Here is a 21,084-nt window from a genome sequence, read left to right on the forward strand (position 1 = left end):
CCCCGGTGAGCGGGGTCATCGTGAGTGAGGAGCGAGACCGTGAGCGAGACCACCACGGCGTCATACCTGACCAAGGACGCGTACGAGCGTCTCCAGGCCGAGCTGCGCGAGCTCTCCGGCCCGGGCCGGACCGAGATCGCCAAGCGCATCGAGGCGGCCCGCGAGGAGGGTGACCTCAAGGAGAACGGCGGCTACCACGCCGCCAAGGAGGAGCAGGGCAAGATGGAGGCCCGCATCCGCCAGCTCACCCAGATCCTCAACACCTCGGTCGTCGGCGAGGCCCCGGCGGACGACGGCGTCGTCGAGCCCGGCATGGTCGTCACCGTGCGCATGTTCGGCGACGAGGAGAAGTTCCTCCTCGGCTCGCGCGAGATCGCCGGCGACAGCGACCTCGACGTCTACTCCGAGCAGTCGCCGCTCGGCGCGGCCATCAACGGCAAGAAGGCCGGCGACACGGCGACCTACGAGGCGCCGAACGGCAAGAGCGTCGACGTGGAGATCGTGTCGGCCACGCCCTACGCGGGCTGAGACGAGCCCGGCTGCGCCGGGAGCGACGAAGGGGTGGCCCCATCAGCTGGCGGGGCCACCCCTTCGTCGTGCCCTCGGCTAGCGCGGGCCGAGCCAGTCGCCGGTCGCGAGCCACGTCGGGTCGCCGACGACGTCGTCCCACCGGGTGATCTCGAGGGGGTCCCACGCCACGAGGTCCATGACCGGACGGCCGGGACCGGTCCACGAGATGTCACCTGTGCGCACGTCGTCCCAGAAGCCCTCGCCGGTGTCGGCGATCACGGGCATCGTCTCGAGCTGGCCGAAGGGGGGACGGCCGATGTCTGCGGGCTCCCACTCGCCGATGCCGACGACGGGGACGTCACCGACGAGGTGGGCCTCGTGCGCCGGGGCCCAGTGCGCCTCGCCGGCACGGCCGATCTCGGTGACCGGCTCGCCGTGGTCGCGACCGCCGCCGTCACGAGCCCGGCCGATCTCGGTGACCGGTCCCCCGTGGTCGCGCCCGCTGGCGTCGTGACCACCGCCGTCGGTGGGGCGGTCACCGCCCTGGACCGGTCCACCGTGGTCGCGGCCACCGCCGCTGCCGCTGCCCCCGCCGCCGCGGTGCCCGAGGTCGCCGGTGCCGCCGGACGGGCTGCTCGAGGAGCGGCGCTGGTCGTCGGACTCCATCGACAGCAGCTTCGCGTAGGCGCGGATGCCCTGCGCGGCCTCGTCGACCTGGCGGTGCGCCCGGCGCCAGCGCTTGGCGAACTCCTCGAAGTCCGGGCCGTCCCAGGCCGCTCGCAGCTTCTCCAGGTGCGCCGACCCACGGCCCCCGACGTCGTCGATGAGGTCGCCCTGGCGCCGCAGCGCCACGGCGACGTCGTCGAGCACCTCGGCATCTGCACCGTGACTCACCCGCTGGCCCATCGCACCTCCCTGACGTGACTGCCCTCAGGGTAGGCCGCGGTGCCGACAGGGTCGATGGGGAGCACTGCCCACCCCCCTTCGCCCAGGTCGGGTCCAGGCGCGGGTGAGATGATGGGGGCATGTTCGGTTTCCGATCGACTCCCGCCATGCCCACCTCCGAGACCGCCCTGCCGGGCCGGGCCGAGTACGGCTACCCCCTCCCCACCACCCACCGCGTCCTCGACGTCAGCCCGACCGGCCCGTGGCCCGAGGGCACCGAGGTCATGTACATCGCGATGGGCTGCTTCTGGGGCGCGGAGCGGATCATGTGGCGTCTGCCCGGGGTGCTCACCACCGCCGCCGGGTACATGGGCGGCTTCACCCCCCACCCGACCTACGAGGAGACGTGCACCGGCCAGACCGGGCACACCGAGAGCGTCCTCGTCGCCTACGACCCCGCGACGATCGCCCCCGAGCAGGTCCTTAAGGCCTTCTGGGAGAACCACGACCCGACGACGGCCAACCGTCAGGGCAACGACGTCGGCACCCAGTACCGCTCGGCGATCTACTGGACGACGCCGGCGCAGCAGGCCGCCGTCGAGACGACCCACGCGTCCTTCCAGCGCGAGCTCACCGAGCACGGCCACGGCGAGATCACGACCGAGGAGCGCCCGGCGAGCGAGGTCGGCACCTTCTACTACGCCGAGCCCTACCACCAGCAGTACCTCGACGCGAACCCCGGCGGCTACTGCAACCACGGGCCCAACGGGCTGACCTGCCAGGTCGGCCTCGTGCGCCAGGACCAGGTGCCCGCGCAGGTCGACGTCGAGCCGCCCGCCTGACCGGCCCTGGTGGGCTGTCGGTGCAGGGCCCTAGGTTGACCGGGGTCAGCGACGACCCGAGTCAGGAGTGCCCGTCATGCCCCACGGAGACATCACCCACATCGACATCCCGGTGAGCGACCTGGCCCGGGCCAGCGAGTTCTACAGCGGCCTCTTCGGCTGGCAGATCGCCGAGGTCCCCGGCTACGAGGGCTACCCGATGTGGCAGGCGCCGAACAAGATCAGCGGCGGTGGTCTCGCCCCGCGCGGCGAGGGCTTCACCCAGCCCCGCAGCTACGTCGAGGTCGACTCCATAGAGGAGACCCTCGCGAAGGTCCGCGAGAGCGGCGGCGCGGTGGTCATGGAGAAGTCCCCGATCAGCGAGACGAGCTGGTGGGCGGCCTTCACCGACCCCGACGGCAACGTCGTCGGCGTCTACGAGGGCGCCACGGACACCAGCGCGGGCTGACCGCCGGGCGCGACCCCGCTCAGCCCCGACGCCACCACCGGCGCCGGGGCGCGGGGGCCACGGCCTCCGCCGCGCCCTCGGTGGCGCCCGAGGGTGCCGCGGCCCGCCGGTCGCGCAGCTCCCGCCACTGCCCCACGACCTCGTCGACGTCGACGGTCGGGGCGAGCACCGGCGGGATCGGGCCCACGACGGGTCGCCGACGCTCGTCGACGACCCGCGCGTTGTAGTCGCGCAGCACCGCGCGGACCGCGTCCTCGCTGGTCAGGTCGAGCAGGCTCTCGGGGTACCCAGCGCGCTCGCGGCGCAGCTGCAGCGCCGGCGGGAGCACGTCGGCGGTGTCGAGCCCCTCGGCGGCCATCTTCCGCTTCGCCCACCAGTCGGGATCCGGGTCGTCCAGACCCGTCAGCGGGCGACCGGCCCCCGGCAGGTCGTCGAAATCGCCCCGTTCGGTGGCCTCGCGGATCTGCTTCTCCACCCACGACTCGTAGCGCTGCATCCCTCGATGATGCGCCGGTCGAGGCCCCGACGGGGCTCAGAGCGCAGCTGCGACCTCGGTGCCCTGCTTGATCGCCCGCTTCGCGTCGAGCTCGGCGGCGACGTCCGCGCCGCCGATGACGGTGACGTGGACCCCCTTCGCCCGCAACGGCTCGACGAGGTCGGTCACCGACTCCTGCCCGGCGCACACGACGACGTGGTCGACCTCGAGCACGCGTGGCTCGCCGTCGACGACGAGGTGCAGACCGGCGTCGTCGACCCGCTCGTAGGTGGCCCCGACCACCTGGTGCACCCCCTTCGTCTTCAGCGCCGCCCGGTGCACCCAGCCGGTGGTCTTGCCCAGACCGGCGCCGATCTTCGAGGTCTTGCGCTGCACGAGGTAGACCTCGCGCACCGGGACCTCGGGCACGGGGTCGACGAGACCGCCGCGGGTGCCGGACTGCGCGTCGATGCCCCACTCGCGCTGCCAGGCGTCGAGGTCGAGGGTCGTCGACTCCCCCGTCGTCAGGTACTCGGTGACGTCGACGCCGATGCCGCCGGCGCCGATGACGGCGACCCGTCGGCCGACCTCGACCTCGCCGCGCACGACCTGGGGGTACGTGAGCACCTTCGGGTGGTCCATGCCCTCGATCTGCGGCACGCGCGGCTCGACACCGGTCGCGAGGACCACCTCGTCGAAGTCGGCGAGGGTGTCCGCGTCGGCGCGGGTGCCGAGGTGCACCTTGACCCCCGCGAGGTCGAGCTGGGTGCGGTAGTAGCGGATCGTCTCGGCGAACTCCTCCTTGCCCGGGATGCGCATCGCGAGGGCGAACTGCCCGCCGATGTCGTCGCCGGCCTCGAAGAGCTCGACGCGGTGACCGCGCTGCGCCGCGGTGACGGCGCTCGCCAGCCCGGCCGGGCCCGCGCCGACGACGGCGACGTGCTTGACGGTGCGGGTCGGGCCGATGACGAGCTCGGTCTCGTGCGCGGCGCGCGGGTTGACCAGGCAGCTGGCCGTCTTGCGCTCGAAGGTGTGGTCGAGGCAGGCCTGGTTGCAGCCGATGCACGTGTTGATCTCCTGGGCACGACCCTCCTGGGCCTTGATCGCCCACTCGGCGTCGGCGAGGAAGGGCCGGGCCATCTGCACGAGGTCGGCCTTGCCCGCGGCGAGCACCGACTCGGCGACGTCGGGCATGTTGATCCGGTTCGAGGTGACGACCGGCACCCGTACGTGCTCGCGCAGGCGCGCGGCGACGTCGACGAAGGCGGCCCGCGGCACCGAGGTCGCGATCGTCGGGACCCGCGCCTCGTGCCAGCCGATGCCCGTCGAGATGATCGTCGCGCCGGCCGCCTCGATCTCCTGGGCGAGCGCCACGACCTCCTCCCACGTCTGGCCGTCGGGCACGAGGTCGAGCACGGAGAGGCGGTAGAGGATGACGAAGTCGTCGCCCACCGCGGCCCGAGCCGTCCGCACGATCTCGACGGCGATCCGCCGCCTGTTCTCTGCCGACCCTCCCCAGCCGTCCTCACGGTGGTTGGTGCGCGGCGCGAGGAACTGGTTGATGAAGTAGCCCTCGGAGCCCATGATCTCGATGCCGTCGTACCCGGCCTCCCGGGCCAGCTCCGCGGCCCGGCCGTAGGACCGGATCTGCCGGCGCACCCCGCGCTCGGAGAGCGCCCGCGGCACGAAGGGGGTGATCGGGCTCTTGATCGCCGACGGGGCGACCTTGAGCGGGGAGTAGGCGTAGCGGCCCGCGTGGAGCAGCTGCAGCGCGATCTTGCCGCCCTCCTTGTGCACCGCCTGCGTGATCTGGCGGTGCCGGCGCGCCTCGCGGTGCGTCGTCAGCTTCGACGCCCCGGGGTAGAAGGAGCCCTCGACGTTGGGCGAGAAGCCGCCGGTGACGATGAGGCCGGCTCCCCCCTTCGCCCGCTCGGCGTAGAAGGCCGCGAGCCGCTCGAAGTCCCGCCCCCGGTCCTCCAGACCGGTGTGCATCGACCCCATGATCGTGCGGTTGCGCAGGGTCGTGAAGCCGAGGTCGAGCGGCTCGAAGAGGTGCGGGTAGTCAGTCATGGGCCCTTCTCGTCAGGCGTGCCGGAGGTCATGAAGAGCGGAACGCCGTGCAGCAGCAGTTCGTTGGCATCATCGACCTCGAGGATGTCAGCGTGCCTACTCTGGCCGGACCAGCCCCGAAAGGAAACCGATGACCAGCGTGACCCGTCTCGCAGCGCGCACCGCGACGGTGTCCGGCGCGACCGCCGCCGGGCTCGCCACGCTCGCCGGGCTCGGGTACGCCCTCATCCAGGTCGAGGCGAGGATCGCGCGCAAGATCGTCGGCCAGCCCTTCGAGGGGGCCCCGGACGACGACGGCCTCTACGGCGCCGCCCCCGGCGAGCCGGTCGAGCTGCTCGTGCTCGGTGACTCCACGGCTGCGGGCATGGGTGCCGACCACCGCTTCCAGACGATCGGCGGCATCCTCGCGACCGGTCTCGCGGCGATCATGGGCCGCCCGGTGCGGCTGACCAACGAGGCCGTCATCGGCGCCGAGTCCAGCGACCTCACCGGTCAGCTGTCGAAGGCGCTCGGCCGGGTCGACTCCCCCGACGTCGCCGTCGTGCTCGTCGGCGCCAACGACGTCACCCACCGCATCGACCGGAGTACCTCGGTCGGCCACCTCGAGCGCACCGTGCGCTACCTGCGCACCCTCGACGTGCCCGTCGTCGTCGCGACCTGCCCCGACCTCGGGACCGTCGAGCCCATCCCCTTCCCGCTGAGCGCGCTGCTGCGGCGCTGGAGCCGTGAGCTCGCCGCCGCGCAGACCGTCGCCGTCGTCGAGGCGGGGGCGCGCAGCGTGTCCGTCGGTGGCCTGCTCGGCGCGGAGTTCGAGGCGAGCCCGGCCGTGATGTTCAGCCAGGACCGCTTCCACCCCTCGCCGGCCGGGTACGCCCGGGTGGCGAGCGCGCTGCTGCCCTCGGTCGCGGCCGCCGTCGGTGCGTGGCCGGCCGGCGCGAGCGGCGACACCGAGCCGGAGGCGGCCCGGGGCGAAGGGGTCGGCACGATCGACGACGCCGCCGGGCGGGCCGTGCACCGGCCCGGCACCGAGGTGAGCGCGGCGACCGTCGACGGCCGTCAGGCCGGGCCCCGCGGCCGCTGGGCGATGCTGCGCCGTCGTCTGCCCGGCCCCGTGCACGACGGCGCGATCTGAGCGCAACACTCGTCGGCGGCGCGAGGTCGGGTGCCCCCGCGGGTGAGCGTGCCCACGGCCCCCTCGTCAGGGGCTGAGCGGGCGCTTAGTATCGGTGGGGCCGCGGCGCGACCGCCCGGCTCCGCTGACACCTGGAGGACCAGTGACCGACGCCGTCATCGTCTCGACCGCCCGCTCCCCCATCGGACGCGCCTTCAAGGGCTCCCTCAAGGACGTGCGACCCGACGACCTCTCCGCGCAGGTCGTCGCCGCGGCGCTCGACGGCGCCGGGATCGACGCCTCGCACATCGAGGACCTGCACTGGGGCTGCGCCGAGCCCAGCCACAAGCACGGCTCGAACATGGCCCGCGTCGTCGCCGTCCTCGGCGGGCACGACCACCTGCCCGGCACGACGGTCAACCGCTTCTGCGCCTCGTCGGTGCAGACGACGCGGATGGCCTTCCACGCGATCAAGGCCGGCGAGGCCGACGCGATCATCTCCGGCGGCGTCGAGTGCGTCTCGCAGTACCAGAGCTTCTCCGGGGCCGGTGGCTCCGACGAGGAGGCGATGAACCCGCTCTTCGCCGACGCCCGGGCCCGCACCGCGCGCATCGCGGCGGAGAACTCCCCGTGGACCGACCCGCGTGAGGAGGGCCTCGTCCCCGACATCTACATCGCCATGGGTCAGACGGCCGAGAACGTCGCGACCCTGCGCGGCATGGACCGCCTGCGGATGGACGAGTGGGGCGTGCGCAGCCAGAACCGCGCCGAGCAGGCCATCGCCGACGGCTTCTTCGCCCGTGAGATCGCCCCCGTCACCCTCGCCGACGGCACGGTCGTCTCGACCGACGACGGCCCGCGCGCCGGCGTCACGCTCGAGGCCGTGCAGTCCCTCAAGCCGGTCTTCCGCGAGGACGGCGTCATCACCGCCGGCAACTGCTGCGCCCTCAACGACGGCGCGGCCGCGCTCGTCGTCATGAGCGACACGAAGGCCGCCGAGCTCGGCCTGACCCCCCTCGCCCGCGTCGTCTCCACCGGCGTCTCGGCGCTCTCGCCCGAGATCATGGGCATGGGCCCGGTCGAGGCCAGCCGGCGCGCGCTCGCCAAGGCCGGCATGTCGATCTCGGACATGGACCTCTACGAGATCAACGAGGCCTTCGCCGTGCAGGTGCTCGCCAGCGCCGACGACCTCGGCATGGACGAGGACAAGCTCAACGTCCACGGCGGGGCGATCGCGCTGGGTCACCCCTTCGGCGCCACCGGTGCCCGCATCACGGCGACCCTGCTCAACGGGCTGCGCGAGACCGACGGCACCTTCGGTCTCGAGACGATGTGCGTCGGCGGCGGTCAGGGCATGGCGATCGTCTACGAGCGCCTCTCCTGAGCCCACCCGCAGGCACGACGAAGGGCCCGGATCCGATCGGATCCGGGCCCTTCGTCGTCGTGGTCGAGGTGCGACGGCCCTGCTCTCGCTGGTCGAGGTGCGACGGCCCCGCTCTCGCTGGTCGAGGTGCGACGGCCCCCTGGGGCCGGAGCCTCGAGACCACCGGACCTTAAGCCGACCACCCGAGCCGCAGCGCGCCGAGCCGCTCCGCGAGACCCGGCACCTCCCCTTCGTCGCACCGGTCGTGCACGACGACCCGCAGCTGGTCCATGAGGACAGCAGGACCGAGATCCGGCGGGATGTCGCCGGCGAGCTCGCCGAGCAGCTCGCGCACGCCCGCAGACGCAGCGACCGCGCGGTCCAACGGCAGCTGGTGCCACCGTCGGACCGCGCGGTCGAGCTCGGCTGCCACGTCGTCCGGGATGGGCGAACGGGGCAGCACCGAGGTCACTCCGAGCGCAGGCGGCCGAGGAGCCGCAGGATCTCGAGGTAGAGCCACACGAGCGTGGCGAGCAGACCCAGCGCGAGGGTCCAGGAGTAGGACTCCGGGGCGTTGGTGCGCAGGGCGGTCTCGATGCTGTCGAAGTCGAGCATGAGCGTCACCGACGCCAGGCCGACGGCGAAGACCGAGATCGCGATGCCGATCGGGCCGGAGCCACCGATGCCGAACGGGGTGTCGGTGATCATCGCGAAGCCCAGGTTGATGAGCGCGAAGACGAAGTAGCCGAGCACCATCATCGAGACGACGGCGCGGAACTTCTGGGTCACCTTGACCAGACCGCTGCGGTAGAGGAAGAGCATCGCGCCGAAGACGCAGACGGTCGCCAGGACGGCCTGGAAGACGATGCCCTGGTGGATCGGCACGTTGGTCGCGCCGGTCACCTGGTAGTCGAAGATGCGGGAGTAGCTCTGGCTGATCGCGCCGACGAAGAGGCCCTGGAAGGCGGCGTACGCCACGGCGACGGCCGGGTGCACGGCCTTCTTCGAGAACATGAGGTAGAGCGCGATGCCGAGCCCGCCGACCAGGCCGACGCCCCAGATCATCGGGCCGAAGGTCGGGGAGAGGAACCACGCGGGGACCGCGACGGCGATCATGACGGCGAAGAGCGCGCCGGTCTTCATGATGACGTCGTCGATGGTCAGCGCACGACCGCCGCCGCCACCGCCCCAGCCACCGCCCTGCGCCGGGGGCTCCTGGGGAAAGCCAGGCTGCGCCTGGCCGTAGCCGCCCTGCTGGGGGTAGCCCTGCTGCGGGTATTCCTGCTGGGGGTACTGGGTCTGCTGGTAGCCGCCCTGCTGGGCCCGGGCGTCGTCGCGGAATCCGACGTACCCGTTGCGAGCGTCCTGCTCGACGCGGCCGAGGATGGGGTTGGACATGGGTCGGGCCTTCCTGTAGGTCCGTGAGGTCTTACCAAGACTAAGGGTCGCCGTACCCGCGGCATTCCGCGGGACGGCAGGTGTTGCGGTGCCGTGACCAGGCCCAGCCCTGGACAGACCTCGGCCGACGCCGCAGCCGAGCTGGCCGGCCGTGCCACGCTCGACGCACCCGACAGAGACGAGGACGTCATGACCACTCCCCCTAAGGGTGTGCAGGAGGCGGCGCAGCGTGCCGTGCGATGGATCGAGGACGGCAAGGCCGGCCAGGGCTTCACCGACACCGGCCGGGACCGGGCCCACCAGCTGGCGACGGGAGATGACGTGCCCGAGGCCGACCTGAAGAAGATGCACGCGTACTTCGAGCGGCACGCGGGCGACGCCGACGCGGAGGGCTGGTCGCAGGGCGAGGACGGATTCCCCTCCCCCGGCCGCGTCGCGTGGGACGCCTGGGGCGGCGACGAGGGCCGCCGCTGGGCCGCGAAGGAGGTCGGGGACTGACTCCCCCTTCGCCCGCCCCTGCCCGCTCCCCTCCGATGCGAGCTACCACGCAGTACTGGTCGCGATCGCGACCAGTACTGCGTGGTAGCCGGCGGGGTAGCGGGCGTCAGACGCCGTCGAGCGCCTGGACGAGGTCGGCGAGCAGGTCGGCCTCGTCCTCGATGCCGACGGACAGGCGCACGAGGTCGTCCGGCACTTCGAGCATCGAGCCCGCGGTCGACGCGTGGGTCATCGCGCCCGGGTGCTCGATGAGCGACTCGATGCCGCCGAGCGACTCCGCGAGGGTGAAGATCTCCGTCCGCGCGCACAGCCGCTGCGCGGCCTCGGGCCCACCGGCCATGCGCACCGAGATCATGCCGCCGAAGCGGCGCATCTGCCGGGCCGCGACCTCGTGGGCCGGGTGCTCCCGGAGCCCCGGGTAGAGGATCGAGGAGATCTCCGGGCGCGACGAGAGCAGGTCGACGACGGCCTCGGCGTTGTCGCAGTGCCGCTCCATGCGCACGCCGAGCGTCTTGATGCCCCGCATCGTCAGGTACGCGTCGAAGGGCCCGGGCACGCCGCCCGAGCCGTTCTGGATGAAGGCGATGTCGCTGTCGAGCTGCTCGTCGTCGGTGACGAGCAGCCCGCCGACGACGTCGCTGTGCCCACCCATGTACTTCGTGCTCGAGTGGAGCACGACGTCTGCCCCGAGCGAGAGCGGCTGCTGCAGGTACGGGCTGGCGAAGGTGTTGTCGACGACGAGCCGCGCCCCTGCCTCGTGGGCCAGCTCCGCGCTCGCGGCGATGTCGCCGATGGTGAGCAGCGGGTTGGTCGGGGTCTCGAGCCACAGGAGCTTGGTCGTCGGGCGGATCGCCGCGCGGATGGCGTCGAGGTCGCCCACCGGTGCGGGCGTGTGCTCGACGCCCCACTGCGAGAAGACCTTGTCGATGAGGCGGAAGGTGCCGCCGTACGCGTCGTCGGGGATGACGAGGTGGTCGCCCGGGCGCAGCGTGGCGCGCAGGAGCGCGTCGGTCGCCGCCATGCCCGAGGCGAAGGCGCGCCCGTGGCGTCCCCCTTCGATCGAGGCGGCGTTGGCCTCGAGCGCCTGACGGGTCGGGTTGCCCGTGCGGGCGTACTCGAAGCCGCCGCGCAGCCCGCCGACGCCGTCCTGGGCGAAGGTGGAGCTCGCGTAGATCGGGACGTTGACCGCCCCCGTCAGCGGGTCCGGGGAGTACCCGGCGTGGATGGCCCGGGTCGAGAAGCCCTGGCTCGCGTGCGCGTCGAGCGCGCTCTCGTGCTCTCCCATGATCAGCCCTTCGTCCGCGCGGAGATGTGCCCGAGGAGGTCGGCGCGGGTCACGACCCCGATCGGCTTGCCGCCGTCGACGACGAGCAGGGCGTCGTCGTGCTCGAGCGCCTCGACCGCGGACGCGGCGCTCTCGCCGGTCCCGATCTGCGCCAGCTTGCGGCTCATGTGCTTGCTCACCGGGTCGGCGAGCGTGGCGCGCCCCTCGAAGACGGCGTCGAGCAGCTCGCGCTCGGTCACCGCGCCGGCGACCTCGCCGAGGACGACGGGCGGCTCGGCGTTGACCACGGGCATCTGCGAGACGCCGTACTCGCGCAGGATCTCGATCGCGTCGCGGACGGTCTCGGTGGGGTGCGTGTGGACGAGGGCCGGCATGTCGCCGCTCTTGACGCGCAGGACGTCGCCGACGGTCGTCGTGTCCTCCTCGCCGCTGGTGAAGCCGTAGCTCGCCATCCACTCGTCGTCGAAGATCTTGCCGAGGTAGCCGCGGCCGCCGTCGGGGAGGATGACGACGATCTTCGCGTCGGGCTCGCGCTCGGCGACGCGCAGCGCGCCGACGACGGCCATGCCGCAGGACCCGCCGACGAGCAGGCCCTCCTCGAGGGCGAGACGGCGGGTCATCGCGAAGGACTCGGCGTCGCTCACGGCGATGACCTCGTCCGGGACGGACGGGTCGTAGGCGCCGGGCCACATGTCCTCGCCGACGCCCTCGACGAGGTAGGGGCGGCCGCTGCCGCCGGAGTAGACCGAGCCCTCGGGGTCGACGCCGACGACCTTGACGCGGCCCTGCGAGATCTCCTTGAGGTAGCGCCCGGTGCCGGTGATCGTGCCACCGGTGCCGATGCCCGCGACGAGATGGGTGATCTCGCCGTCGGTCTGCGCCCAGATCTCCGGGCCGGTGCTCTCGTAGTGGCTCGCCGGGCCGTTGGGGTTCTCGTACTGGTTCGGCTTCCAGCCGCCGGGGGTCTCGGCGGCGAGCCGGTCGGAGACGGAGTAGTAGCTGTCCGGGTGCTCGGGGGCGACGGCCGTCGGGGTCACCCGCACCTCGGCGCCGTACGCGCGCAGGACGTCGATCTTGTCCTGGCCGACCTTGTCGGGGCACACGAAGATGCACTTGTACCCGCGCTGCTGCGCGACGAGGGCCAGGCCGACCCCGGTGTTGCCCGACGTCGGCTCGACGATCGTGCCGCCGGGCTTGAGCAGCCCCTCGGCCTCCGCCGCGTCGACCATCTTCTTGGCGATCCGGTCCTTGATGCTGCCGCCGGGGTTGAGGTACTCGACCTTGGCGGCGACGAGGGCGGACCCGGACGGGACGACGGCGTTGAGCCTGACCAGCGGGGTGTTGCCGATGAGCTCGGAGATGTGGTCTGCGATCTGCATGTCCACATCGTGGCACGAGCCCCTACCGGCCCTCGCACCCCCGACGGGACTCGAACCCGCACCCGGGGCGATTTTAAGTCGCTTGCCTCTGCCAGTTGGGCCACGGGGGCGAGACCCAGCCTAGATGGAAGGGCTCTAAGCCACTTTCCCGCCCAAGGCGGGAAGATTCGACCTCGGGCAAGAACGTTTCCTTCCCGAGGTCGAGCTTTCCCGCCCTGGGCGGGAAAGCTGAGGCGGGGCGGGGGGTCAGGCAGGGCCGCTGGCGGCGGAGAGGGCGATCCCGTCGAGGATGTCCTTCTCGCTGGTGACGACCGGGATGCTCGGGCCGGTCACCTCGACGACGCGGGCGACGAGGTCGTGCCAGATGAGAGCGCCCGCACCGATGACGTCGACCCGGCCGGGGTGCATGTACGGCATGGCGGCCCGGGTGTCGCGGTCGGCCGAGACGATCTCCGCGGCGGCGACGAGCACCTGCTCCGGGGTGAGCCGGGCGAGGTGGATCCGGGCGGAGTCGTAGCGCTCGAGGCGAAGGGCGTGCGCCGTCACCGTGGTGATCGTGCCGGCGAGCCCGATGATCGCGCCGAGACCGCCGACGCCGACGCGGGTCTCGGCCCGGTCGAGCGCCTCGGCGATGTCCCAGCGGGCCGCCTCGACCTCGCTGGGCTGGGGCGGGTCGGAGAAGAAGTGCCGCTCGGACAGGCGCACCGAGCCGATGTCGAGGGAGATCTCCTCGTAGACCGCGTCCGTGCCGCGGACGAGCTCGGTCGAGCCGCCGCCCAGGTCGACGACGAGGTAGGGCCCCTCGACCCCGGCCTCGGCGAGCCCCGCCGTCGCACCGGCGAAGGACAGCTGCGCCTCCTCGGTGCCGGAGACGACCTCCGGGCTCACCTCGAGGCCGTGCGCGGCGAAGGCCTGCTGCACGCCCACGACGAAGTCCGCCGCGTTGCTCGCGTCCCGCGACGCCGAGGTGGCGACGAAGCGCATCGCCTCGACGCCGAGCTCGGCGCAGGTCCTCCCGTACTCGTCGGTGACCGCCAGGGTGCGGCGCAGCGCCTCGGGGTCGAGCGTGCCGGTGCGGTCCACGCCCTGGCCCAGCCGGACGACCTCGGTGCGTCGCCCGACGTCGACGAGGGCGCAGCGGCCGTCCTCGTCCGGCTCCCCCACGTCGGCGACGAGCAGACGGATCGAGTTCGTGCCGCAGTCGACGGCGCCGACCCTCATCGTGACTCCTCGGTGGTGTGCTCGGCGGCATCGGGGCCGGTCACCCCGGCGGCACCCGGCACGACGCCGCAGCAGCCGTTCTCCCACCACGGCGGCAGCATGGCGAGCGCCTCGTCGCCGGGGAGGTTCACCCCTTCGCCCACCGCCATCGAGTGCGCGACGACGACATGGAGGCACTTGACGCGGGTCGGCATGCCGCCCGCGGAGATGCCGGCGACCTCGGGCACGTCGCCGAGCTCGCCGCGGCGGGCGAGGTAGTCCTCATGGGCGGCCCGGTACGAGGCCGCGTAGTCCTCGTCCTCGAGCAGCCGGGCGCTCATCCGCGCCATGACGCCCTGGCTCTCCAGCGTCGAGATGGCGCCGGTGAGCCGGGGGCAGGTCGCGTAGAAGGACGTCGGGAAGGGCGTGCCGCCGGGCAGACGGGGCGCCGTGCGCACCACTGCGGGGCAGCCGCAGGGGCAGCGGGCCGCGATCTCGACGACCGCGCGCGCCTGTCGCCCGAGCTGGGCGGTCACGGCGTCGAGGTCGGCCTGGGTCACGCGGTCGAGGTCGTTGCCGTGCTCGTCGTAGGTCGCCATCTAGCGGCCGGCCCCCGAGCGTGCGTCGGCGGCCTCGACGGAGGTGCCGAGCCGCTCGTACCAGGGGCCGTGGTCCTCGCCGGTGGCGGTGCCCGTCTCCGGGTCGACGTCGCTGGCGGCGGGGTCGGCGTCGATGACGGTGTAGGACTTCTCGCCGACCTTGACGAACTTGAGCCGCTCACGGGCCTGCGCCTCGACGTACTCGTCGGTCGACCACAGCTCCTTCTGGCGCTGCAGCGCGGCGACGTCGCGCTCCTGGGTGGCGACCTGGGTCTCGAGCGCGTCCATCCGCGAGCGCTGGTCGAGATAGCTCTTCGCCGTGGGCAGCAGCATCATCGTCATGAGGAAGCCCACGGAGACGAGCGCGACCCATCGGCGCGGGGTGAGGGCGACGCGGCGACGCGGGCCCTGGGTGGTCGAGGTGACCCGACCGCGACCGGACGCACGAGCGCCCGCCCCGCCCTGGCCGCGGCCACGGGGGCGGGTCGGGCGCGGGGTGCGGCCGGCGGGCCCCGAGGAGCCCGCCGGACGGCGACCGGTCGGTCGAGCCACGCGTCAGCCCTGGAAGCGCGGGAAGGCGCCGGCGCCGGCGTAGACGGCGGCGTCGTCGAGCTCTTCCTCGATGCGCAGGAGCTGGTTGTACTTCGCGACGCGCTCGGAGCGCGCGGGCGCCCCGGTCTTGATCTGGCCGCAGTTCGTCGCGACCGCGAGGTCGGCGATCGTGACGTCCTCGGTCTCGCCGGAGCGGTGGCTCATCATGCAGCGGTAGCCGCTGCGGTGCGCCAGGGCGACGGCGTCGAAGGTCTCGGTCAGCGTGCCGATCTGGTTGACCTTGACGAGCAGGGCGTTGCCCGCGCCCTCGGCGATGCCGCGGCCGAGGCGCTCGGGGTTCGTGACGAAGAGGTCGTCGCCGACGAGCTGCACGAGCGACCCGAGGCGCTCGGTGATGGCCACCCAGCCCTCCCAGTCGTCCTCGTCCAGCGGGTCCTCGATGGACACGAGCGGGTAGGCGTCGACGAGCTCGGCGTAGTACTCGACCATGTCCTTCGCGGAGCGCTTCTTGCCCTCGAAGGTGTACTTGCCCTTCTCGCAGAACTCGCTGGCCGCGACGTCCAGCGCGAGCGCGATGTCCTTGCCGGGCGTGAAGCCGGCCTTCGTGATGGCCTCGACGATGAGGTCTAGCGCGTCGCGGTTGCTGCCGAGGTTCGGCGCGAAACCGCCCTCGTCGCCGAGACCGGTCGACAGGCCCTTGTCCTTGAGCACGGCCTTGAGCTGGTGGTAGACCTCCGTGCCCCAGCGCAGCGCCTCGCGGAAGGAGGGGGCGCCGATCGGCGCGATCATGAACTCCTGGATGTCGACGTTGGAGTCCGCGTGGCTGCCGCCGTTGAGGATGTTCATCATCGGCACGGGCAGGACGTGCGCGTTCGGACCGCCGAGGTAGCGGAAGAGCGGGAGCTCGCTGGACTGCGCCGCGGCGTGGGCGAGGGCCATGGAGACGCCGAGGATGGCGTTGGCGCCGAGGGTGCCCTTGTTGTCGGTGCCGTCGATGGCGAGCATCTCGTTGTCGACGATGCGCTGGTCGCTGGCCTCGTAGCCGAGGAGCTGGGGCATGAGCTCCTCCTCGACCGCGCGGACCGCGTCCTGGACGCCCTTGCCGAGGTAGCGCTTCTTGTCGCCGTCGCGGCGCTCGACCGCCTCGAAGGCGCCGGTGGAGGCACCGCTGGGCACGGCCGCACGGCCGATGCTGCCGTCGTCGAGGGCGACCTCGACCTCGACGGTCGGGTTGCCGCGCGAGTCGAGGATCTCGCGGGCGCCGATGGCTTCGATGGTGGCCACGTCTGTCACTCCTGTCGGATGGGCGAAGGGGGCAGGTGCTCCCCCTGCGAGCCTAGGGCCGAGGGTATCGAGCGGCCCAGCCGGTCTCGGGCGCACACGCCGGACGGCCCCCTCCCGATCCCGCGTGCCACGCGCGCCGGGTGGCGCGGACGGCGGTTAGGCCTCGCGGCGGGCGGCGCGGTCGGCGCGCTCCTGGGCCTTGATCTGGGCCCACTGCTCCTCGACCTCGGCGGGGGTGCTCGCCGTCGAGTCGCCGAAGACGTGGGGGTGGCGGCGGACCATCTTCGCGACGAGGGTCGCGGCGACGTCGTCGATGTCGAAGGGGGCGTCGGCCGCCGTCGGCCCCGGCTCGGCCTCGGTCGCGACCCGGGCGTGGAAGAGCACCTGAAGCAGCAGGTCCCCGAGCTCGTCGCGCAGGTCCTCGTAGCGGTGGCTGCCGTCGGCGAGGCCGGCGACCGCCTCGGCGACCTCCTCGGCCTCCTCGAGCGCGTACGGCACGAGCGACTCGTGGGTCTGCTCGGCGTCCCACGGGCACCCGCCCGGGCTGCGCAGGCGGTCCATGACGGCGACGGCGTCGAGCAGCCGCGCGCCCGGCACGTCCCACGACCCGACGAGCACCTCGATCTCCGGCGGGTCAGCCAGCGCCGACAGCTCTGCGGCGAGCGCGTCGGACAGCCCGGGGTCGCCGTCGGCCGACCCGACCCAGACGACCTCGCGCCCGCCCTGCGTCGCCGCGACGAGCCGGCGGGCGAGGACGGGAGGGGTCACCCCTTCGTCGACGCTCTCGACGGGCAGACCGGCCGAGCGCACTGCGCCGGCGAGCGCCTCGTCGTCCGAGCGGCACCACCGCGAGGACGCGCCCTCGAGGCAGCGCCACGCATCACGGCTGAGCAGGCCCGGGGCGACCCGGGGGCTGCTCGACAGGAGGACGACGCGGGCGGTCACGCTCAGGGAGCGGGCGTGGGCTCGGGGGCCCCGGGCGCCTGCTGCTGCGGTGCCTGCTGCTGGGCGTCCTGCTCGGGCAGCGGCTCGAGCCAGTCCGGCGAGCCCTGGGTGAGGCCCTGGTCGGCGCTGAAGGTGCCGTAGCGCGGGTTGACCCTGACGTCGGCGTCGCCGAGCAGCTCCGCGACCTGCTGCGACTGCTCGGGGGTGAGCTGCTCGCGCACGCTCTGCGCCCGGATGAACTCGACGGTGCCCGCCGACGGCTCGATGCCGAGGTCGCGCAGGACGCGCTCGACGGTCGCCCTCGTCGGCACCTGCGCCTGGGCACCCTGGGCCGCCTCGATGATCTGCGGTGCGAACATCAGCGTCGAGAGCACGTCGCGCGTCGTCAGCTGCTGCTGACCGCCCTGCTCGCGGATGAAGGCGTTCGTCCCCTTCGTCGCCTCCTGGACGTCGCCGACGGTGACCGTGTGGTCGCCCACCGTCGCGGCGGCCTCGGACGGCCAGGTCTGACCGACCTCCTCGACCTGCTCGGAGCCGCAGCCGGCCAGGCCGACGGCGAGGGCCAGCGCGAGGGGCGCGAGGGCGAGACGGGGGCGTCGGGTCACGACGAGGTCCTTTCGGGTGCTGCGCGTCGGGGGCTCTGCGCCCCAGTGTCCATCACATCATCGAGCATCACCGTACGGATCAGCTCGGCGGCCCAGTCGAGCACCGCCTGGTCGCGAAGGGGGGACCCCCCGATCCGCGCCGTCGTCGGGCGGGGCACGAGGACCGTGCCGGTGCCCTCCTTGTACAGCGACTTCGGGTAGACCCGGGCCAGGCGCAGCTGCTGGGACTCCCGCAGCCGGACCGGCGCGAGCCGGACGTTCTGCCCCTGGGCGACGACGTCGGTGAGGCCCGCGCGACGCACGACGACGCGCAGCCGGGCGACCGCGACGAGGTTGCGCACCGGCTCGGGCAGCGGCCCGTAGCGGTCGACGACCTCCTCGACGATCTCGTCGATGTCGGTCTCGGTCTGGGCGCCGGCGAGCTTCGCGTAGGCCTCGAGCCGCAGCCGCTCCCCCGGGATGTAGTCGTGCGGCAGGTGGGCGTCGACGGGCAGCTCGATGCGCACCTCGGCCGGGGCGGCCTCGCCCTCGCCCTTGAAGTCGGCGACGGCCTCGCCGACCATCCGCACGTAGAGGTCGAAGCCGACGCCGGCGATGTGCCCGGACTGCTCGCCGCCGAGCAGGTTGCCCGCGCCGCGGATCTCGAGGTCCTTCATCGCGACCTGCATGCCGGCCCCGAGATCGGTGTTGGCCGCGATGGTCTGCAGCCGGTCGTGCGCCGTCTCCGTCAGCGGCGCCTCGCTCGGGTAGAGGAAGTACGCGTAGGCCCGCTCGCGGCCTCGACCGACGCGGCCGCGCAGCTGGTGCAGCTGGCTCAGGCCCAGGCGGTCGGCCCGGTCGAGGATGAGGGTGTTGGCGTTGGAGATGTCCAGGCCGGTCTCGACGATCGTCGTGCACACGAGGACGTCGAAGCGGCGCTCCCAGAAGTCGAGGACGACCTGCTCGAGCCGGTGCTCGCCCATCTTGCCGTGGGCGGTCTCGACCCGGGCCTCCGGCACGAGCTCGCGGATGTGCGCGGCCGTGCGCTCGATCGAGCTCGTGTTGTTGTGGACGTAGAAGACCTGGCCCTCGCGCATGAGCTCGCGCCGGATCGCGGCGGCGACCTGCTTGTCCTCGTGCGGCCCGACGAAGGTGAGCACCGGGTGGCGCTCCTCGGGCGGCGTGGCCAGGGTCGACATCTCGCGGATGCCGGTGACCGCCATCTCCAGCGTGCGCGGGATCGGCGTCGCCGACATCGCGAGGACGTCGACGGCGGTGCGCATCGCCTTGAGCTGCTCCTTGTGCTCGACGCCGAAGCGCTGCTCCTCGTCGACGACGACGAGGCCGAGGTCCTTGAACTTCACCTCGGAGCCGAGGAGGCGGTGGGTGCCGATGACGAGGTCGACGGACCCGTCGGCGAGCCCGGCGATGACCTCCTTCGCCTGCTTGTCGCTCTGGAAGCGGCTCAGCGAGCGCACGACGACGGGGAATCCGGCGTACCGCTCGGAGAAGGTGTTGAGGTGCTGCTGGACGAGCAGGGTCGTCGGCACGAGCACGGCGACCTGCTTGCCGTCCTGGATCGCCTTGAAGGCGGCGCGCACGGCGATCTCGGTCTTGCCGTAGCCGACGTCGCCGCAGATGAGGCGGTCCATCGGGACCGCCCGCTCCATGTCGGTCTTGACCTCCTCGATCGTCCCGAGCTGGTCGGGCGTCTCGACGTGGGCGAAGGCCTCCTCGAGCTCGCGCTGCCACGGGGTGTCGGGACCGAAGGCGTGCCCCTTCGTCGCCATCCGCGCGCTGTAGAGGCGGATGAGCTCACCGGCGATCTGCTTGACGTACTTGCGCGCCTTGGACTTCGTCGCCTTCCAGTCGCTGCCACCCATCTTGTTGACCGTCGGGGTCTCGCCGCCGACGTAGCGGGTGATCTGGTCGAGCTGGTCGGTCGGCACGAAGAGCCGGTCGCCGGGCTGACCGCGCTTGCTCGGTGCGTACTCGAGCACGAGGTACTCGCGGGTCGCGCCCTGCACGGTGCGCTGGATCATCTCGACGAATGCGCCGACGCCGTGCTGCTCGTGCACGACGTAGTCGCCGGGCTGCAGCTCGAGGGGGTCGACCTGCTTGCGCCGCTTCGAGGGCATGCGCCGCATGTCGCGCGTCGATCCGGTCGACCCGCTCGAGCCGAGCAGGTCGGCCTCGGTGAGCATCGCGAGGCGGTCCTCCTCGGCGACGAAGCCGGTCCCGAGCGAGGCGACCGCGACCGCGACGACGCCGGGCTCGAGCGAGGTGCCCTCACGGGTGGGGATGTCGTGGTCGCGCAGGACCTCGCGGACGCGGTCGGCCAGGCCGGTGCCGTCGGTCGCGACGAGCACCCGCCAGCCCGCGTCGTGCCAGGTGCGCAGCTGCTCGACCGCGGCGTCGGTGTTGCCGCGGAAGCGCGGCGGCTCCACCGCGGGCACGTGGAGGGCGACGTGCTCGTGCTCGACGGCGTCAGCCATCTGGTCGGCGAGCTCGGTGTCGGCGGCGAAGGGGGTGAGCGTCCACCAGCCGAGCCCGAGGTCGACCGCGTGGTCGCGAGCCTGGGCGAGGGTCCAGTGCGAGGCGGTGCCGAGGACCCCTTCGAGGTCGACGGGGACGGCGTTGCCGCTCGCGGCGTTCGCCCACGAGGCCTGGAGGAACTCCTCGCTCGTCGAGACGAGGTCGTGGGCACGGGTGCGCACGCGCTCGGGGTCGCTGACGACGACCCGTGCGCCCTCGGGCAGCACGTCGAGGACGGACTCCATGCCCTCGACGAGAGCGGGCGCGAGGGACTCCATGCCCTCGACGGCGATGCCCTCGGCGACCTTGTGGAGCATGTCGGCGACGCCGGGCAGCTGCTCGGCGAGCTCGGCCGCCCGGGCCCGCACGGCCGGCGTGAGCAGCAGCTCGCGGCACGGCGGGGCCCACACGGCCGGGGCCTCGCCGAGGCTGCGCTGGTCGGCGACCTTGAAGTGCCGGATGGACTCGACCGTGTCGCCGAAGAGCTCGACCCGGACGGGGTGCTCCTCCGTCGGGGGGAAGAGGTCGAGGATCCCGCCGCGTACCGCGAAGTCGCCGCGCCGCTGCACGAGGTCGGTGCGGGTGTACGCCGCGGCGGCCAGCGCGTCGACGAGCTGGGCGAGGGGGCGCTCGTCGCCGACGGCGATGCGCACGGGCTCGAGGTCGCCGAGCCCCTTCGCGATCGGCTGCAGGACGGCTCGCACGGACGCGACGACGACCTGCACCGGGCCGTGCTCGGCGTCGTCCGGCGAGGGGTGGGCCAGCCGGCGCAGCACGGCGAGGCGACGTCCGACCGTGTCGCTGCGCGGGCTGAGCCGCTCGTGCGGCAGCGTCTCCCAGCTGGGGAAGGTGAGGACGGAGGGCTCGTCGAGCAGGCAGCGCAGGGCGCTCGCGAGGTCGTCGGCCTCACGAGCGGTGGCCGTGACGACGAGGAGGGGGGCCACCCCCGTCGCCCCGGGGTCGACCGGACGGCTCAGGAGGGACACGACCGGGGCCCGCAGGCCCGGGGGCACGGAGAGGTCGACCTCGTCGGTGCGGTGTGCGTGGGACAGCAGCTCGGTCACGACCGGGAGGTCGGCGACGGCTGCGCGAAGGGGAGTCAGGGTCTCGCTCATACCGGG

20 protein-coding genes and 1 tRNA gene are annotated in these 21,084 nt (G+C 72.8%); 6 read left to right on the forward strand and 15 right to left on the reverse strand.

Going from position 1 to position 21,084, the window contains the following annotated elements; all coding sequences use genetic code 11:
- Window positions 1-39: 39 nt before the first annotated feature.
- Window positions 40-528, forward strand: coding sequence for a transcription elongation factor GreA (greA, locus tag L6241_RS12410; RefSeq protein WP_368246480.1), 489 nt, complete (start codon window positions 40-42; stop codon window positions 526-528).
- A 78-nt stretch (window positions 529-606) separates the two neighbouring features.
- Here the strand turns inward: greA and L6241_RS12415 are convergent, their stop codons facing one another.
- The gene (locus L6241_RS12415) at window positions 607-1,416 is read right to left on the reverse strand and encodes a hypothetical protein (protein ID WP_368246482.1); all 810 of its coding nucleotides are present in this window, start codon (window positions 1,414-1,416) and stop codon (window positions 607-609) included.
- A 146-nt stretch (window positions 1,417-1,562) separates the two neighbouring features.
- Between L6241_RS12415 and msrA the strand changes: the two genes are divergently transcribed.
- Window positions 1,563-2,237, forward strand: coding sequence for a peptide-methionine (S)-S-oxide reductase MsrA (gene msrA, locus L6241_RS12420; RefSeq protein ID WP_368246483.1), 675 nt, complete (start codon window positions 1,563-1,565; stop codon window positions 2,235-2,237).
- A gap of 76 nt (window positions 2,238-2,313) precedes the next feature.
- The gene (locus L6241_RS12425; protein WP_368246485.1) at window positions 2,314-2,685 is read left to right on the forward strand and encodes a VOC family protein; all 372 of its coding nucleotides are present in this window, start codon (window positions 2,314-2,316) and stop codon (window positions 2,683-2,685) included.
- A 19-nt stretch (window positions 2,686-2,704) separates the two neighbouring features.
- Here the strand turns inward: L6241_RS12425 and L6241_RS12430 are convergent, their stop codons facing one another.
- Both L6241_RS12430 and L6241_RS12435 read right to left on the reverse strand, forming a co-directional pair.
- A complete protein-coding gene (locus L6241_RS12430) occupies window positions 2,705-3,181 on the reverse strand; it encodes a DUF1992 domain-containing protein (protein ID WP_251718702.1) in 477 nt (158 codons plus the stop codon).
- A gap of 36 nt (window positions 3,182-3,217) precedes the next feature.
- Window positions 3,218-5,230, reverse strand: a complete 2,013-nt coding sequence (locus L6241_RS12435) for an FAD-dependent oxidoreductase (RefSeq protein WP_368246487.1) — start codon at window positions 5,228-5,230, stop codon at window positions 3,218-3,220.
- Window positions 5,231-5,360: 130 nt separating this feature from the next.
- On the opposite strand from L6241_RS12435, the gene L6241_RS12440 reads away from it, so the two are divergent.
- On the forward strand, window positions 5,361-6,362 hold the full coding sequence (locus L6241_RS12440) for an SGNH/GDSL hydrolase family protein (protein WP_068273214.1): 1,002 nt from the start codon (window positions 5,361-5,363) through the stop codon (window positions 6,360-6,362).
- Between the two features lie 142 nt (window positions 6,363-6,504).
- On the forward strand, window positions 6,505-7,725 hold the full coding sequence (locus tag L6241_RS12445) for an acetyl-CoA C-acetyltransferase (RefSeq protein ID WP_368246489.1): 1,221 nt from the start codon (window positions 6,505-6,507) through the stop codon (window positions 7,723-7,725).
- A 169-nt stretch (window positions 7,726-7,894) separates the two neighbouring features.
- Here the strand turns inward: L6241_RS12445 and L6241_RS12450 are convergent, their stop codons facing one another.
- Both L6241_RS12450 and L6241_RS12455 read right to left on the reverse strand, forming a co-directional pair.
- Window positions 7,895-8,137 (reverse strand): hypothetical protein, encoded by a 243-nt coding sequence (locus L6241_RS12450; RefSeq protein ID WP_368246490.1) that lies wholly within the window; start codon window positions 8,135-8,137, stop codon window positions 7,895-7,897.
- A gap of 35 nt (window positions 8,138-8,172) precedes the next feature.
- Entirely contained in the window at window positions 8,173-9,102 is a 930-nt protein-coding gene (locus L6241_RS12455) for a Bax inhibitor-1/YccA family protein (protein ID WP_368246492.1), read from the reverse strand.
- A gap of 189 nt (window positions 9,103-9,291) precedes the next feature.
- Here L6241_RS12455 and L6241_RS12460 point away from each other — a divergent pair, with 189 nt between their 5' ends.
- Window positions 9,292-9,600, forward strand: coding sequence for a hypothetical protein (locus L6241_RS12460; protein WP_368246493.1), 309 nt, complete (start codon window positions 9,292-9,294; stop codon window positions 9,598-9,600).
- A 106-nt stretch (window positions 9,601-9,706) separates the two neighbouring features.
- Here the strand turns inward: L6241_RS12460 and L6241_RS12465 are convergent, their stop codons facing one another.
- The 10 genes from L6241_RS12465 to mfd all read right to left on the reverse strand — a co-directional run bounded on the left by L6241_RS12465 (window position 9,707) and on the right by mfd (window position 21,078).
- On the reverse strand, window positions 9,707-10,885 hold the full coding sequence (locus tag L6241_RS12465) for a cystathionine gamma-synthase (protein ID WP_368246494.1): 1,179 nt from the start codon (window positions 10,883-10,885) through the stop codon (window positions 9,707-9,709).
- Between the two features lie 2 nt (window positions 10,886-10,887).
- The gene (locus L6241_RS12470; protein ID WP_229300591.1) at window positions 10,888-12,264 is read right to left on the reverse strand and encodes a cystathionine beta-synthase; all 1,377 of its coding nucleotides are present in this window, start codon (window positions 12,262-12,264) and stop codon (window positions 10,888-10,890) included.
- A gap of 35 nt (window positions 12,265-12,299) precedes the next feature.
- Window positions 12,300-12,374: transfer RNA gene (locus tag L6241_RS12475), tRNA-Leu, on the reverse strand.
- 136 nt (window positions 12,375-12,510) lie between these two features.
- A complete protein-coding gene (locus L6241_RS12480) occupies window positions 12,511-13,485 on the reverse strand; it encodes an exopolyphosphatase (protein WP_368246495.1) in 975 nt (324 codons plus the stop codon).
- On the reverse strand, window positions 13,482-14,063 hold the full coding sequence (locus L6241_RS12485; protein ID WP_368246497.1) for a DUF501 domain-containing protein: 582 nt from the start codon (window positions 14,061-14,063) through the stop codon (window positions 13,482-13,484). The genes L6241_RS12480 and L6241_RS12485 overlap by 4 nt, the downstream gene beginning before the upstream one ends.
- A complete protein-coding gene (locus tag L6241_RS12490; protein WP_368246498.1) occupies window positions 14,064-14,615 on the reverse strand; it encodes a septum formation initiator family protein in 552 nt (183 codons plus the stop codon). It abuts the gene before it with no gap.
- A gap of 3 nt (window positions 14,616-14,618) precedes the next feature.
- Entirely contained in the window at window positions 14,619-15,899 is a 1,281-nt protein-coding gene (gene eno, locus L6241_RS12495) for a phosphopyruvate hydratase (RefSeq protein ID WP_252975060.1), read from the reverse strand.
- 156 nt (window positions 15,900-16,055) lie between these two features.
- Window positions 16,056-16,844 (reverse strand): MazG nucleotide pyrophosphohydrolase domain-containing protein, encoded by a 789-nt coding sequence (locus L6241_RS12500; protein WP_368246499.1) that lies wholly within the window; start codon window positions 16,842-16,844, stop codon window positions 16,056-16,058.
- Window positions 16,845-16,846: 2 nt separating this feature from the next.
- A complete protein-coding gene (locus tag L6241_RS12505) occupies window positions 16,847-17,449 on the reverse strand; it encodes a hypothetical protein (protein ID WP_354587579.1) in 603 nt (200 codons plus the stop codon).
- The gene (gene mfd, locus L6241_RS12510; protein ID WP_068273190.1) at window positions 17,446-21,078 is read right to left on the reverse strand and encodes a transcription-repair coupling factor; all 3,633 of its coding nucleotides are present in this window, start codon (window positions 21,076-21,078) and stop codon (window positions 17,446-17,448) included. Before mfd ends, L6241_RS12505 begins: the two co-directional genes overlap by 4 nt.
- Between the last annotated feature and the right edge of the window lie 6 nt (window positions 21,079-21,084).

The sequence above is a fragment of the Janibacter sp. Y6 genome, assembly GCF_040900765.1.
Classification (GTDB): Bacteria; Actinomycetota; Actinomycetes; order Actinomycetales; family Dermatophilaceae; genus Marihabitans; species Marihabitans melonis.